At 72.4% G+C, this 13,784-nt stretch carries 12 protein-coding genes; 5 read left to right on the top strand and 7 right to left on the bottom strand.

The features are described 5' to 3' along the window. Positions 1 to 58: 58 nt before the first annotated feature. Positions 59 to 700, bottom strand: a complete 642-nt coding sequence (locus OHU34_RS32770; RefSeq protein ID WP_142269626.1) for a response regulator transcription factor — start codon at positions 698 to 700, stop codon at positions 59 to 61. Further along, entirely contained in the window at positions 693 to 1,838 is a 1,146-nt protein-coding gene (locus tag OHU34_RS32765) for a GAF domain-containing sensor histidine kinase (RefSeq protein ID WP_142269627.1), read from the bottom strand. Before OHU34_RS32765 ends, OHU34_RS32770 begins: the two co-directional genes overlap by 8 nt. A 242-nt stretch (positions 1,839 to 2,080) precedes the next feature. Between OHU34_RS32765 and OHU34_RS32760 the strand changes: the two genes are divergently transcribed. The 3 genes from OHU34_RS32760 (at position 2,081) to OHU34_RS32750 (ending at position 4,952) form a co-directional block, all read left to right on the top strand. Next, positions 2,081 to 2,779, top strand: coding sequence for an SDR family NAD(P)-dependent oxidoreductase (locus tag OHU34_RS32760; protein ID WP_405769740.1), 699 nt, complete (start codon positions 2,081 to 2,083; stop codon positions 2,777 to 2,779). Then, positions 2,776 to 3,915 (top strand): S-adenosylmethionine:tRNA ribosyltransferase-isomerase, encoded by a 1,140-nt coding sequence (locus tag OHU34_RS32755; protein WP_405769738.1) that lies wholly within the window; start codon positions 2,776 to 2,778, stop codon positions 3,913 to 3,915. Before OHU34_RS32760 ends, OHU34_RS32755 begins: the two co-directional genes overlap by 4 nt. Positions 3,916 to 4,217: 302 nt before the next feature. Beyond that, positions 4,218 to 4,952: a transglycosylase SLT domain-containing protein gene (locus tag OHU34_RS32750; protein ID WP_020130391.1), complete on the top strand. Its 735-nt coding sequence runs from the start codon at positions 4,218 to 4,220 to the stop codon at positions 4,950 to 4,952. A gap of 69 nt (positions 4,953 to 5,021) precedes the next feature. Here OHU34_RS32750 and OHU34_RS32745 read toward each other — a convergent pair whose 3' ends face one another. After that, positions 5,022 to 7,544 carry an FHA domain-containing protein gene (locus OHU34_RS32745; RefSeq protein ID WP_142269630.1) on the bottom strand — a complete coding sequence of 841 codons (2,523 nt, stop codon included), beginning with the start codon at positions 7,542 to 7,544 and terminating at the stop codon, positions 5,022 to 5,024. A gap of 246 nt (positions 7,545 to 7,790) precedes the next feature. On the opposite strand from OHU34_RS32745, the gene OHU34_RS32740 reads away from it, so the two are divergent. Then, entirely contained in the window at positions 7,791 to 9,755 is a 1,965-nt protein-coding gene (locus tag OHU34_RS32740; RefSeq protein ID WP_405769735.1) for a streptophobe family protein, read from the top strand. A gap of 141 nt (positions 9,756 to 9,896) precedes the next feature. Further along, positions 9,897 to 11,111, top strand: coding sequence for a phosphoserine phosphatase SerB (serB, locus tag OHU34_RS32735; RefSeq protein WP_405769733.1), 1,215 nt, complete (start codon positions 9,897 to 9,899; stop codon positions 11,109 to 11,111). A 117-nt stretch (positions 11,112 to 11,228) separates the two neighbouring features. Here the strand turns inward: serB and OHU34_RS32730 are convergent, their stop codons facing one another. The 4 genes from OHU34_RS32730 to OHU34_RS32715 all read right to left on the bottom strand — a co-directional run bounded on the left by OHU34_RS32730 (position 11,229) and on the right by OHU34_RS32715 (position 13,777). Further along, the gene (locus tag OHU34_RS32730; RefSeq protein ID WP_142269632.1) at positions 11,229 to 11,747 is read right to left on the bottom strand and encodes a histidine phosphatase family protein; all 519 of its coding nucleotides are present in this window, start codon (positions 11,745 to 11,747) and stop codon (positions 11,229 to 11,231) included. Positions 11,748 to 11,826: 79 nt separating this feature from the next. Next, positions 11,827 to 12,033 (bottom strand): hypothetical protein, encoded by a 207-nt coding sequence (locus tag OHU34_RS32725; protein WP_020130396.1) that lies wholly within the window; start codon positions 12,031 to 12,033, stop codon positions 11,827 to 11,829. Positions 12,034 to 12,269: 236 nt separating this feature from the next. After that, complete coding sequence (locus OHU34_RS32720; protein ID WP_107095507.1) at positions 12,270 to 12,386, bottom strand: SGM_5486 family transporter-associated protein; 117 nt, start codon at positions 12,384 to 12,386, stop codon at positions 12,270 to 12,272. Positions 12,387 to 12,430: 44 nt separating this feature from the next. Next, positions 12,431 to 13,777 carry an MFS transporter gene (locus OHU34_RS32715; protein ID WP_142269633.1) on the bottom strand — a complete coding sequence of 449 codons (1,347 nt, stop codon included), beginning with the start codon at positions 13,775 to 13,777 and terminating at the stop codon, positions 12,431 to 12,433. Between the last annotated feature and the right edge of the window lie 7 nt (positions 13,778 to 13,784).

Genomic DNA, 13,784 nt, shown 5'->3' with positions numbered 1-13,784 from the left:
CCATCCGGGCGACATTCCCACTACGGTATGAATCTCGGATCGGAAGTTAACCTTCCGCTCAGCGGGTCACGCCGTGGCGCACGGCCCACAGCGCGGCCTGGGTGCGGTCCGCGAGGTCGAGCTTCATCAGGATGTTCGAGACGTGTGTCTTGACGGTCTTCTCGGAGAGGACCAGGGCCCGGGCGATCTCGCGGTTGGAGCGGCCGTCCGCGATCAGGCCGAGCACCTCGCGCTCGCGTTCCGTGAGCGCGCCGCCTCTGCCCTGGCCCGAGGTGCCCTCCTCCTGGGAGAGGAGTGCGCCGGCGACCTCCGGCTGGAGCAGGATGTGGCCGGCGTGGACCGAGCGGATGGCGCCGGCGAGGGCGTCGGGGTCCACGTCCTTGTAGACGTATCCGGCGGCACCCGCGCGCAGGGCCGGGACCACCGTGCGCTGTTCGGTGAAGCTGGTGACGATCAGCACGCGCGCGGGGTTGGCCAGGTCGCGGAGTCTGCGGAGGGCCTCGACGCCGTCCATGCCGGGCATCTTGACGTCCATCAGGACGACGTCGGGCTTCAACTCCTCGGCGAGAGCGACTCCTTCGGCGCCGTCGGCGGCCTCGCCGACGACCTCGATGTCGTCCTGCACCTCCAGAAAGGTGCGCAGGCCCCGGCGGACGACCTGGTGGTCGTCGACGAGCAGCACCTTGATTGCGTCAGCCACCGGGAGCCTCCATCTCGATCGTGGTGCCCTTGCCGGGCGCCGATTCCACCGTGAGCGTGCCACCTACCCCGCTCGCCCGGTCCCGCATCGACACCAGCCCGAGGTGGCGGCCGGCCCGGCGGACCGTCGTCGGGTCGAAGCCGCCGCCGTCGTCCGTGACGCGCAGGACCGTGCCCGGGCCGCGCTTGCCGAGGGTCACGTCGACGCGCTGTGCCCCGGAGTGGCGCAGCGCGTTGTGCAGAGCCTCCTGGGCGACCCGCAGCAGGGCCTCCTCCTGCGCGGCGGGCAGAGCGCGGACGCCCTGACTGGTGAAGGTCACGCGCGCGGCGTGGGCGCGGTCGAGGACCTGGATGTGGGTGCGGAGGGTGGCGACGAGGCCGTCCTCGTCGAGCGCCGCGGGGCGCAACTCCACCACGGCGGCGCGCAGTTCGTCGGCGGCCTCCGCGGCGAGCGCCGCGACCTGTTGCAGTTCGCCCTTCGCACGCGCGGGGTCGCGGTCGACGAGGGCGGTGGCGGCCTGGGCCGTCAGGCGCAGGGAGAACAGCTTCTGGCTGACCGCGTCGTGCAGTTCGTGGGCCAGCCGGGAGCGTTCCTCGGCGATCGTCAGTTCACGGCTGCGCTCGTAGAGGCGGGCGTTGGTGAGGGCTATCGCGGCGTGCTGGGCGAGGATCGCGAGCAGTTCCTCGTCGTCCTCGGTGAAGCCGCAGCCGCCCTGGGGCCTGGCGCAGTTCTTGTTGGCCAGGAACAGGGCGCCGAGCACCTCGTCGCCGTCCCGGACGGGCAGGCCCAGGAAGTCGGACATCTCGGGGTGGGCGGACGGCCAGCCCTCGAAGCGCGGGTCCTTGCGGACGTCGGCGAGGCGCTGGGGCCGGGCCTCCTGGAGCATCGCCGCCAGGATGCCGTGCTGGCGGGGCAGCGGACCGATGGCCTTCCACTGCTCCTCGCCGACGCCGTCGACGACGAACTGGGCGAAGCCGCCGTGGTCGTCGGGCACGCCGAGGGCGGCGTACTGCGCGTCCAGCAGTTCGCGAGCGGAGGCGACGATCGTCTTGAGGACGTCGCGGACCTCGAGGTGCCTGCTCATGGCCAGCAGCGCGGAACTCACCGCGGCGAGGCCGGACCGGGGGCCTTGACTCATGCCCTCACGGTACCGGCGGGGTGTGACAGCGCGGATCGGACCTGTGACGGCCACGGGCTGCGGCGGAAGACCTAGGTCCGAGGTCCCCGGTACCGCGGCCTAGGGCGAAGGGACCGGGCGCCCGGGCGTACGACGAAGGGCCCCTCCGGCTTGCGTCCCGCGTCCGAGGCGGGGGCGGGGGGCCGGTTCCTACGTTGGGATCACCGCCGGACGGAGGCGGATCGGACGAGGGGACGGTTGTCATGCCGGTTGCGATCATCACGGGTGCGTCGAAGGGGCTGGGGCGAGCGCTGGCCGAGGCGCTGGCCGCACGTGGCTGGGATCTGGTGCTCGACGCCAGAACCGCGGAGGTGCTGAAGGAGACGGCGGCGGCCGTGGCGGCGCACGGGGCCCGGGTCGAGGCCCGCGCGGGGGATGTCACCGACGCGGCGCACCGGGCCGAGCTGGTGGCGGCCGCCTGGCGGCTCGGGGGCTGCGACCTGCTGGTGAACAACGCGAGCGCGCTGGGCGCCGAGCCGTTGGTGCGGTTGGCCGAGCTGCCCCTGGACGGGCTGCGGCGGGCGCTGGAGGTGAACGTGGTGGCGGCGCTGGGGCTGGTCCAGGAGGCGCTGCCGCTGCTGCACGGCGCGCGGGCGGGCGCGGTGATCACGGTCAGCTCGGACGCGGCGACCGAGGCGTACGAGACGTGGGGCGGCTACGGGGCGTCCAAGGCGGCCCTGGACCATCTCGCGGCGGTGCTCGGTGCGGAGGAGCCGGGGTTGCGGGTGTGGGCGGTGGACCCCGGGGACATGGCCACGGACCTGTACGCGGCGGCCGTGCCGGACGACGACGATCCGCGGCCGGATCCGGCCGGTGTGGCGCCGGCCTTCCTGCGGCTGCTGGACGAGCGTCCGGCGAGCGGGCGGTACGGGGCTCCGGCCCTGCTGGAGGGACGGCGATGACGCTGGCGCTGGGGGTGCCGCAGCACGAGCGCAGCCGAGGGTGGGGGAAGGTGCCGCAGGAACTGTCGGCTCGGGTGCCGGCCGAGCAACGCGGGCCGGGACGGGACCGGGACGACGTACGGCTGCTGGTGTCGCGGGGGACGGAGGCGACGCATCACGCGTTCCGGGAGCTCCCGTGTCTGCTGCGGGCCGGGGACCTGCTCGTGGTGAACACCTCGCCGACGCTGGCGGCGGCCGTGGACGGCCGGGTCGGGCACGCGCGCGTGGTGGTGCACTTCTCCACGCGCGGTGACGACGGACGGTGGGCCGTGGAGCTGCGGGAGCCGGACGGGAAGGGCACCACCCGCGCGCGTGCGGGCGGGCCCGCGGGGACCGAGGTGCGGCTGGCCGGGGGTGTGCGGCTGACGCCGGAGGAGCCGCTGAGCCCGGGGAGCGGACGGCTGTGGTGGGCGCGGGTGTCCCCCGTCGGCGCGGTGCCCGGGCTGCTGCGGGAGCACGGGCGGCCCATCCGCTACTCCTACACGGAGCGGGATCAGCCGCTGTCCGTCTACCAGACGGTGTTCGCGTTGCCGTCGGCCGACGGGTCGGGCAGTGCGGAGATGCCGAGTGCGGCGCGGCCCTTCACCGCGGGGCTGGTGGCGGAGCTGGTGAGCCGGGGGGTGCAGTTCGCGCCGGTCACCCTGCACACCGGGGTCGCCTCGGCGGAGGTGCACGAGCCGCCGTACCCGGAGCGGTTCGTGGTGCCCGAGGCGTCGGCGCGGCTGATCAACGCCGTGCGCGGTGGTGGGGGGCGGCGGGCGCGCGGGCGGGTGATCGCGGTGGGGACGACCGCTGTGCGGGCCGTGGAGTCGGCGGCCGGGTCGGACGGGGTCGTACGCGCGCGTGCGGGATGGACGGATCTGGTGGTCACTCCCGCGCGCGGGGTGCGGGTGGTGGACGGGCTGCTGACCGGGCTGCACGAGCCGGAGGCCTCGCATCTGCTGATGCTGGAGGCGGTGGCGGGGCGGGACGCGATCAGCCGTGGCTACGAGGAGGCGCTGGGCGGGCGCTACCTGTGGCACGAGTTCGGGGACGTGCACCTCGTCCTTCCGGAGGAGAGTGCTGACGCAGAGCATTGCTCGGGCAACTGCCAGTGAGAACAGGGTGGGGCCCGTGTGAGCCCGCACATAGGGCGCGGATCACGTACTACGGGCAATAGGAGATAAAGGGGACGCGGTGAACGGGGCAGATGGTTCTATCTGTCCCGTTTTGCCCTTCCCTGATCCACTATCGGGGATAGTACGTCACACCTTTGCCTGCCCATTTTGCGGCCGCTAACAATGGCTCTCGTCGCTCAGCGCCGTGGGTTCTCCCCCGGCGGCGCCCGTGCCGAAAGCACCCGCTGTCCGCCGTTGGACGAAGAGAGCGACCTCCGCGCTATTCGAAGAGGTCCATCCGCATGCCCAAGAACACTCGTAAGATCGCGATCGCCGGTGCCGCCACGCTCGGTGCCGCTGCCCTCGCCTTCTCCGTGGTGCCGGCCGACGCGCAGACGACCACTACGGACGCCGTCTCCTCGGCCCGGGTCGCCTACAGCGCTGCGCCGGTGCAGGCCGTCAAGGCCAGCGTGACCGACCAGCTGGCCACGACGAGCGTGAAGGTCGACGCCATCGAGGCCAAGAAGAAGGCCGCCGCGGCCGCCGCCGCCAAGAAGAAGGCCGCCGCCGAGGCCGCCGCGAAGGCAGCGGCAGCGAAGAAGAAGGCGGCCGCCGCGGCCGCCGCCAAGAAGGCTGCCGCCGCGCGCAAGGCCAAGGAGGCCGCGAGCCGGTCCACCGAGCGTGTCGCGGTCAAGAAGGCGGCCACCAAGAGCTACGCCAACAACCTCGACGGGTGGATCAAGCACTCCCTGGACATCATGAAGTCCAAGGGCATCCCGGGCTCCTACAGCGGTCTGCACCGCAACATCATCCGGGAGTCCTCGGGCAACCCGAAGGCGATCAACAACTGGGACATCAACGCCATCAACGGCATCCCGTCCAAGGGCCTGCTCCAGGTGATCCCGCCGACCTTCGCCGCGTACCACGTCGCCGGGACGTCCTGGAACATCTACGACCCGGTCGCCAACATCACCGCCGCCGCCAACTACGCGGCCGACAAGTACGGCACGATCGACAACGTCGACAGCGCGTACTGAGCCACCTCCGTACGCCGATGGGCGGCACCCCGTACCGGGGTGCCGCCCATCGGCGTACTACGGCGACGACTACTTGCGCATGACCTCGGGCTCGTGGCGGCGCAGGAAGCGAGCCACGAAGAAGCCGCAGATCACACCGAGGACGATCAGGGCGACCATGTCCAGGCCCCAGGCGCCGACGGTGTGCTCCCACAGCGGGTCCGTCTCGCCGCCGTCCTTGGGCGGGCTGATCTTGTTGAAGTCCAGCGTGGCACCCGCGGCGGCGACCGCCCAGCGCGAGGGCATCAGGTACGAGAACTCGTTGACGCCGACCGCGCCGTTCAGGGTGAACAGGCAGCCGGTGAACACGACCTGGATGATCGCGAACATGACCAGCAGTGGCATGGTCTTCTCGGCCGTCTTGACCAGCGACGAGATGACGAGGCCGAACATCATCGAGGTGAAGCCCAGCGCCATGATCGGGATGGAGAGCTCGAACATGGTGGCGCTGCCGAGGACCAGGCCCTCGGTCGGGATCTCCCGGCTCGCGAAGCCGATCACGCCGACCAGCAGGCCCTGGAGCACGGTGACCACGCCGAGCACGAACACCTTCGACATCAGGTACGCGGACCGGGACAGGCCCGTGGCGCGTTCCCGCTCGTAGATGACGCGTTCCTTGATGAGCTCGCGGACCGAGTTGGCCGCGCCCGCGAAGCAGGCGCCGACCGCGAGGATCAGCAGGACGGTGGTGGCCGTGCCGTTGGGGATGATCCGGCCGGTCTTCGGGTTGACCGGGTTGGGCAGCAGACTGTTCCCGGAGTCGATCAGCAGGCTCACCGCGCCGAGGACGGCCGGCAGGATCACCGTCAGGGCCAGGAAGCCCTTGTCGGAGGCGATCACCGAGACATAGCGGCGCACCAGTGTGACGAACTGGGACATCCAGCCCTGCGGCTTCGGCGGCTTCATCGCCTGCATCGGCGGCATCTGTACGGACTGCGGCGCGATGGCGTCGATGTCCGCGGCGTACATCTGGTAGTGCTGCGAGCCCTTCCAGCGGCCCGCCCAGTCGTAGTCGCGGTAGTTCTCGAAGGCGGAGAAGACGTCGGCCCAGGTGTCGTAGCCGAAGAAGTTCAGCGCCTCCTCGGGCGGGCCGAAGTAGGCGACGGCCCCGCCCGGCGCCATCACGAGCAGCTTGTCGCAGATCGCGAGTTCGGCCACCGAGTGCGTGACCACCAGGACCGTGCGGCCGTCGTCGGCGAGGCCGCGCAGCAGCTGCATGACATCGCGGTCCATGCCCGGGTCGAGGCCGGAGGTCGGCTCGTCCAGGAAGATCAGCGACGGCTTGGTGAGCAGTTCCAGGGCCACCGAGACACGCTTGCGCTGACCACCGGAGAGGGAGGTGATCTTCTTCTCTTTGTGGATGTCGAGCTTCAGCTCGCGCAGCACCTCGTCGATCCGGGCGTCGCGCTCGGCGGCCGTGGTGTCGGCCGGGAAACGGAGCTTGGCCGCGTACTTGAGGGCCCTCTTGACGGTCAGTTCCTTGTGCAGGATGTCGTCCTGCGGGACCAGACCGATGCGCTGGCGCAGCTCGGCGAACTGCTTGTACAGGTTCCGGTTGTCGTAGAGGACATCGCCCTGGTTGGCCGGGCGGTAGCCCGTCAGCGCCTTGAGCAGGGTCGACTTGCCGGAACCGGACGGTCCGATGACCGCGATCAGGGACTTCTCCGGGACACCGAAGGAGACGTCCTTGAGGATCTGCTTGCCGCCGTCGACCGTGACGGTCAGATGGCGGGCCGAGAACGAGACCTCACCGGTGTCGACGAACTCCTCGAGCCGGTCGCCGACGATCCGGAACGTCGAGTGGCCGACGCCCACGATGTCGGTGGGCCCCAGCTGGACCGAGCCGCCCTTGGGGATCGGCTGGCCGTTGACGTAGGTGCCGTTGTGCGAGCCGAGGTCGCGGATCTCCATGCGGCCGTCGGGCGTCGAGTGGAACTCGGCGTGGTTCCGCGAGACCTGGAGGTCGGAGACGACCAGCTCGTTCTCCAGGGCACGGCCGATGCGCATCACGCGGCCGAGGGAGAACTGGTGGAACGTGGTCGGGCTGCGGTCTCCGTAGACCGGCGGCGCCCCCGCGCCTCCACCGGGCACATTCTGCACGTACGGCTCGCTCGGCCCCTGCTGCTGCGGGACGTGCGGCGTTCCCTGCTGCGGCGGCTGCCAGCCGGCCTGAGGTGCCTGCTGCGGCGGGGCCTGCTGGGCCCAGCCCGGGTTCGCGGCCTGCGCGGCGTACGGCTGCTGGGGCTGCGCGGCGGGCGCCTGCGTGCCCGAGAGGTTCACGCGCGGCCCGTCGGTCGCGTTGCCCAGGTGCAGCGCCGAGCCGGGGCCGATCTCCAGCTGATGGATCCGTTGCCCCTGCGCGAACGTGCCGTTGGTGCTCCCGTGGTCCTCGACGACCCAACTGCGCCCGTTGAAGCTGACCGTGGCGTGACGCCAGGAGACCCTGGCGTCGTCGAGGACGATGTCGCCCTGCGGATCACGTCCGAGGGTGTATGGCCTGGACGGATCCAGCGTCCAGGTGCGTCCGTTCAATTCCAGTACGAGTTCCGGCACTCCAGCCCCACTGAGTTGTCCCCCGAGTTAGCCCCATCAACGGGGAGTCTAGGGATGTCGAACATCGGGGGGAACTATTTCAGTAGCGGCCCCCTGACCGAAAGTCGGGCCTTGTGAAGAGCCTGCGTGAGCGTATCGGCCGTTCCCGTTGACGGGGTTGAAACCGGGCCGGAGAGTGGTAAAGGCACGCGAGGGGGACGGAAGCGGCGATCTTCGCCGCTGCGCGCCGCGGATCGGGGGGTCTGCATGAGTGCCGGTACGGGTGTCGAAGGCAGTGGGAGCGCGGCGCGCGGCAGGGGCGTGCCGTGGATCGACGTGCTGCTGGCCGCCGTCGCGGCGGTGAGCTGGGCGCTGATCGGGATGGCCGGGACGGCGGCGCTGGGGCTGCACCTCCTGGAGGCGGACTCCGCGGGCTCGTTGGGCCCGATGACGGCCGCGGTGGTGGCCCTGGCCGCCGGGGGCTCGGTGACTCCGTCGGGCGATGTGTCCGCTTTCGGGCTCACGGGCGCGGAGGCGGACACGGCCATCGAGATCACGCCATTGGGGGTGAGCCTGGTGGGCGCGCTGCTGCTGTCGTGGTTCTTCCTGCGGTCCCTGCGCTCGGCGGGAGTTGTGATCGCCCCGGCCGAACTGCTCGCACGCGTCGGGACGGTGGTCGCGCTGTACGTGGCGATGCTCGGCGGCCTGGCCTGGGCGGGTCACGACGTCATCACGCTCGACGGGGGCGCGCTGGGGCTGGACGACCTGCCCGGCGGCGGGGGCGGTGGCGGTGGCGGTGGCGGCCTGGAGATCCCCGGGCTCGGGGACATCGGCGGACTGCTGCCCGACCGGCTCGGTGACCTCGTCGACGCGAAGGCCGCGGTCGGCTTCACCGTCGACACGGCGCCCACGCTGCTCGGCGGCCTCGGCTGGTCCCTCGGCATCCTGGTGATCGCGCTGCTGGCCTCGCGCCGGACGCCGCTGCCGGGCGGCTGGGAGGCGGTGCACCGGGTGGTGCGTCCGGCGGTGTCCGCCGTCGTGACCGTGCTGCTGGTGGCCGTGGCGGCCGGGTTCGCCGCGGCGGCGTACGCGGCGATCGGTGACGACCACCCACGGCGGATCGCGGGGGCGGCGCTGCTCGGCGCGCCGAACGGGGTCTGGCTGGGCATCCCGATCGGCCTGTTCGTCCCCTGGGACGGACGGGCGACGGGCGCGCTGACGAGCGTCCTCCCGGACCCGCTGGACGATCTGCTGGGCGTCGGCACCGAGCAGTCGGTGACGCTGGGCCGCCTCGCGGAGCTGGACGGACGGGTGTGGCTGCTGGGCGTGGCGGCGGCGCTGATGATGCTGCTGGCAGGGGTGCTGACGGCGGTGCGGACGCCGGTGGGGCCGGCGGGGTTCGCGCCGCGCGCGAGGGCCGGGTCGGGGGCGGGGGCGGGGTTCGAGGGCCGGGGCGGGCGCGAGGCCGGCGCGGTCGGGTTCGCCGGGCGTTGTGCCGTGCGCTTGGGGGCCGCGACCGCCGTGGCGTTGCCGTTGATCGCCTGGTTGACGAACGTGTCCGTGGACGCCTCGCTGTCCGTGCTGGGGTTCGACGCCTTCGGGGCCGGGATCGAGCTGCACGGGCACCTCGGGGCGGCGTTGCTGCTGGGTGCCGGGTGGGGCGCGGGGGCGGGGGCCGCCGGTGCGCTGCTGGCGTGGGCGAGCGGCGCCGCGGGGCGGCGGGCGGCGCCCCTGGCACGGAGTGACCCGTGGGGCTCCGCGGGTCCCGGCGAGGCAGGGGGGCCTTCGGGGTACCCGGACGACCGGGCCGGGCCGTACGCGCCGGGTGGGCCCTCGTACCGACCGCCGAATCCGGCGACCAATCCCTATCTGCGGATTCCGGAGGAGTTGCGTGAGTCGCGGGACGCGGGGCCGCAGCGGGTCCGGCCCGAGCGGGCCAGGGGAGACAGGAGCGGGCAGTCGAGGCCCTACGAGAGCTCCCGGCCGCCCGAGCCCCCCTCGGGCCAGGGGCGGCCGCCTGCCGGTCCGCCGGGGACGGACGACGTCTACGGCGCTCCGACCGTGGTCCGGCCGATCGGGCCGGCTCCCCGTACGCCGCGCCGGCCTCCGGGTCCACGGCCCGGTGAGCGGCCGCCGCCCGCACCGGAGGAGCGGGAGGAGGGACCGCCGCCGCCTCCACCCCCTCCTCCCGCTCCTCCGAGGGGCCCCAGGCCGCCTGGCGGACCGCGGTGAGGGGCCGGGGCCGGAACACCCGCAGAACGCCCGCGGCCGACTGTTGTGGAGCGCGCCACCTCACCGACATCCACTGTTCCCCGTCCGTCAGGCGGACCTCGGCGGCGCGCGGCACGGGGTGCCGGATACGGTGGGTACACCATGAGCGCTTTGCAGACTTCGTCCTCGGACGTCCCCACGCTCCTTGTCAAGATCTTCGGCAAGGACAGGCCGGGCATCACGGCCGGCCTTTTCGACACCCTCGCCGCCTTCTCCGTCGACGTGGTCGACATCGAGCAGGTCGTCACCCGAGGCCGGATGGTGCTGTGCGCGCTCGTGACCGAGCCGCCGACCGGCTTCGAGGGGGAACTGCGGTCCACGGTCCACAGCTGGGCCGAGTCGATGAAGATGCAGGCCGAGATCATCTCCGGCATCGGTGACAACCGGCCGCGTGGCCTCGGCCGGTCGCTGGTCACCGTGCTCGGGCATCCGCTCACCGCGGAGGCCACGGCGGCGGTGGCCGCGAAGATCACGAAGGCCGGCGGGAACATCGACCGTATCTTCCGGCTCGCCAAGTACCCCGTCACCGCCGTCGAGTTCGCCGTCTCCGGTGTGGAGACCGCGCCCCTGCGCACCGCTCTGGTCACGGACGCGGCGGCGCTGGGGGTGGACGTCGCGGTGGTGGACGCGGGCCTGTACCGACGGGCCCAGCGGCTCGTCGTGATGGACGTCGACTCCACCCTGATCCAGGACGAGGTGATCGAGCTCTTCGCCGCGCACGCCGGCTGCGAGGACGAGGTCGCCGAGGTGACGGCGGCCGCGATGCGTGGTGAGCTCGACTTCGAGCAGTCGCTGCACGCGCGCGTGGCGCTGCTGGCGGGACTGGACGCGTCGGTCGTGGACAAGGTGCGCGCCGAGGTCCGGCTGACGCCGGGTGCGCGCACGCTGATCCGGACGCTGAAGCGGCTCGGCTACCAGGTGGGGGTCGTCTCCGGCGGCTTCACCCAGGTCACCGACGATCTTCAGGAGCGGCTCGGGCTGGACTTCGCGCAGGCCAACACGCTGGAGATCGTCGACGGCAGGCTGACAGGCCGGGTCACCGGCGAGATCGTGGACCGTGCGGGCAAGGCGCGGCTGCTGCGCCGGTTCGCCGCGGCGGCGGGCGTACCGCTCTCGCAGACCGTGGCGATCGGCGACGGCGCCAACGACCTCGACATGCTCAACGCGGCCGGTCTCGGGGTCGCCTTCAACGCCAAGCCGGTGGTGCGCGAGGCGGCGCACACGGCGGTGAACGTGCCGTTCCTGGACACCGTCCTGTATCTGCTCGGCATCACCCGTGAAGAGGTCGAGGCCGCGGAGACGCACGACGAGCAGTAGCCCCGCGCGGGCGTGGCGAGGACGCAGGGGCGCCGGCGCGCGGACGCACGGGTGCCCCGAGGGACGCGGAGGGCCCGGCACCATCGCGGTGCCGGGCCCTCGCGCGTGCCGGGTGGGTCACTCGGAGGGCGCCCAGTAGTCGCGCAGCGTGGCCACGCCGGGCTCCAGGGACTTCCAGGGACCGTCGAAGGAGACGACGGCGAAGGCCGCGGCCGGGAACCCGCGGCGGCGCATCCGCTCGCCGGCGTCGCCGTCGCTCCGGCCGGAGAGGATGTCGGCGAGACCCTGGATGCCCGGGTTGTGGCCGATCAGGACGACGTCACGCACGTCGTCGGGTGTTTCGTTGAGCAGGGCGATCAGCTCACCGGGTGAGGCCTCGTAGATCCGCTCCTCGTAGACGGTTTTCGGCCGCTGCGGGAACTCATGGACGGCGAGCTTCCACGTCTCGCGCGTGCGGGTCGCGGTGGAGCAGACGGCCAGGTCGATGGGGATACCGCTGTCGACCAGCTTGCGTCCGGCGACGGCGGCGTCCTTACGGCCCCGCTCAGCGAGCGGACGCTCATGGTCGGTCACCTGCGGCCAGTCGGCTTTCGCATGGCGGAAGAGGACGATCCTGCGGGGTTCTGCGACGCTCATGAGTCCCAGCTTCGCATGAAACAGGCCACGGGGCGCAGGGAGTTGACACGCGGCTTCACCAGCGGTCCTGAGCTCCGCCCTAGCGGGTGACCAGCTGTTGCACGCGCTCGACGAGGTGGGTGATCGCCGGGTCGCCGGTGGCCGCGTGGGCGTCGGCGGGGTTCAGTATCAGCACCAGCAGGGTGATGAAGGCGAGCGTCGGGAGGGCGAGGGCCCACCAGGGCAGCCAGGTGTCGACGCCGCCCGAGGTGGCCGGGTGGGGCCGGGTGTGCGTAGGGGCCGACATGGGTGCCTCCGCTGTCTTCGAGTGGTCCGTGGACCTTGGCAGGTGATCCGCGTCCTGCGGCCACACCTCGAAGTTACGGAATCGGCGGCCCTCGACCCATCCGGTGATCCACCCACTTGACCCTGACCCTCACCCCCTAGGGGACAGGGGGGTTAACCCCACCCCGTTCACTCGGACGGGATCGCGGCAGGGCGGATGCGGCCGGTCGTCACGACCGGCTCGTCTCGGCCGGGCCGTCAGGGCGAGGCGATGGTCGCGATGACGGCGATGACGACGAAGATGGCGAAGAACGAGCCGAAGACGATCAGCATCTTCTTCTGACCGTTCTGGGGGTTCGGGTCGAGCACTGGCATACGGCAAGTCTCGCACCCCGCGTCCCCCACGGTTCCCCCGGGGGTCAGCGGGTGGCCTCCTCCTCCACCGTGCGGTCCCGGCCGGCCAGGACGCCCACGACCGTCTGCGGGACCATCAGGGCCGCCATGAGCGCGAGCGGCAGGCCCCAGCCGCCGCTGTGCTGGTAGAGCACCCCCACCAGGAGCGGGCCGGGGATGGAGATCAGATAGCCGGTGCTCTGCGCGAACGCCGACAGCTGAGCCACACCCGCGCCGGTCCTGGCCCGCATCCCGACCATCGTGAGGGCCAGCGGGAAGGCGCAGTTGGCGATGCCGAGCAGCAGGGCCCAGACCCAGGCGCCGCCGGCCGGCGCGAGGTACAGGCCGGCGTATCCGACGAGGCCGCAGCCGCCGAGCGCGAGCACGATCGGGCCCTGGCGCGGCAGCCGGGTGGCGACGCGCGGGATGACGAAGGCCAGCGGCACGCCCATCGCCATCGTCACGGCGAGAAGCAGCCCGGCCGTGCTCGCGGGCACTCCGGCGTCCCGGAAGATCTGCGGCATCCAGCCCATGGTGATGTAGGCGGCGGTGGCCTGGAGGCCGAAGAAGACGGCGAGCGCCCAGGCGGTTCGGCTGCGGGTGATGCGCAGCGGGGCGGCCGACGGCTGCGGCCCGCGCGCGTGGGCCTGCGGGGCGGGCCGCGGGCCCCGCTCCTGCCGTTCCCCCTCCGCACGCGCTCCGCCCGGTGCCGTCCCGCGGTCCCGTGCGAGCGGCAGCCAGGGCAGGACGGCCGCCGCCGCCAGGCCCGCCCAGAGCGCGAGGCCGGTCTGCCAACTGCCGCCCAGCGCATCGGTCATGGGCACGGTGATCGCGGCGGCGGCGGAGGTGCCGAGGGCGAGGGCCATCGAGTACAGGCCGGTCATGGTGCCGACCCGGTCCGGGAAGTGACGCTTGACGATGACCGGCATCAGGACGTTGCTGACGGCGATGCCCATGAGGGCGAGGGCACTGGCGGCGAGGAACCCCGCCGTACCGCCCGCGTAGGGGCGCAGGAGCAGCCCCGCCGTGATGGCGACCATGCCGGCGCACACCACCGCTCCCGGCCCGAAGCGGCGGGCGAGACGGGGTGCCATGACGCCGAAGACGGCGAAGCACAGCGGGGGCACGGAGGTGAGGAGCCCGGCGACGCTGCCGCTCATGCCGAGCCCGTCGCGCACCTCTTCGAGGAGGGCGCCGAGGCTCGTGATGGCGGGCCGGAGGTTGAGGGCGGCCAGCACGATGCCGACGACGAGCAGCCGTGTGCCCCGGTCCCACGCGCGGGGGGCCGTTCGCGGGAGCTCGCCCGCGGCCGAGGTGCGGGTGGGCGGGGGTGTCGTCGTCCGGGTCTGCTCGCTAGCCATGCCGACCATCATAGAATCA

Origin of the sequence: Streptomyces sp. NBC_00080 (assembly GCF_045041255.1) — a bacterium.
Classification (GTDB): domain Bacteria; phylum Actinomycetota; class Actinomycetes; order Streptomycetales; family Streptomycetaceae; genus Streptomyces; species Streptomyces coriariae.
This window is presented reverse-complemented; position numbering and strand designations above follow the sequence as displayed.

Coding starts and splice junctions, on each gene's coding strand:
- OHU34_RS32720 (WP_107095507.1), bottom strand. CDS start 12,386: ATGCCAGTGCTCGACCCGAACCCCCAGAACGGTCAGAAGAAGATGCTG.
- OHU34_RS32715 (WP_142269633.1), bottom strand. CDS start 13,777: ATGATGGTCGGCATGGCTAGCGAGCAGACCCGGACGACGACACCCCCG.
- OHU34_RS32725 (WP_020130396.1), bottom strand. CDS start 12,033: ATGTCGGCCCCTACGCACACCCGGCCCCACCCGGCCACCTCGGGCGGC.
- serB (WP_405769733.1), top strand. CDS start 9,897: ATGAGCGCTTTGCAGACTTCGTCCTCGGACGTCCCCACGCTCCTTGTC.
- OHU34_RS32765 (WP_142269627.1), bottom strand. CDS start 1,838: ATGAGTCAAGGCCCCCGGTCCGGCCTCGCCGCGGTGAGTTCCGCGCTG.
- OHU34_RS32760 (WP_405769740.1), top strand. CDS start 2,081: ATGCCGGTTGCGATCATCACGGGTGCGTCGAAGGGGCTGGGGCGAGCG.
- OHU34_RS32740 (WP_405769735.1), top strand. CDS start 7,791: ATGAGTGCCGGTACGGGTGTCGAAGGCAGTGGGAGCGCGGCGCGCGGC.
- OHU34_RS32730 (WP_142269632.1), bottom strand. CDS start 11,747: ATGAGCGTCGCAGAACCCCGCAGGATCGTCCTCTTCCGCCATGCGAAA.
- OHU34_RS32750 (WP_020130391.1), top strand. CDS start 4,218: ATGCCCAAGAACACTCGTAAGATCGCGATCGCCGGTGCCGCCACGCTC.
- OHU34_RS32755 (WP_405769738.1), top strand. CDS start 2,776: ATGACGCTGGCGCTGGGGGTGCCGCAGCACGAGCGCAGCCGAGGGTGG.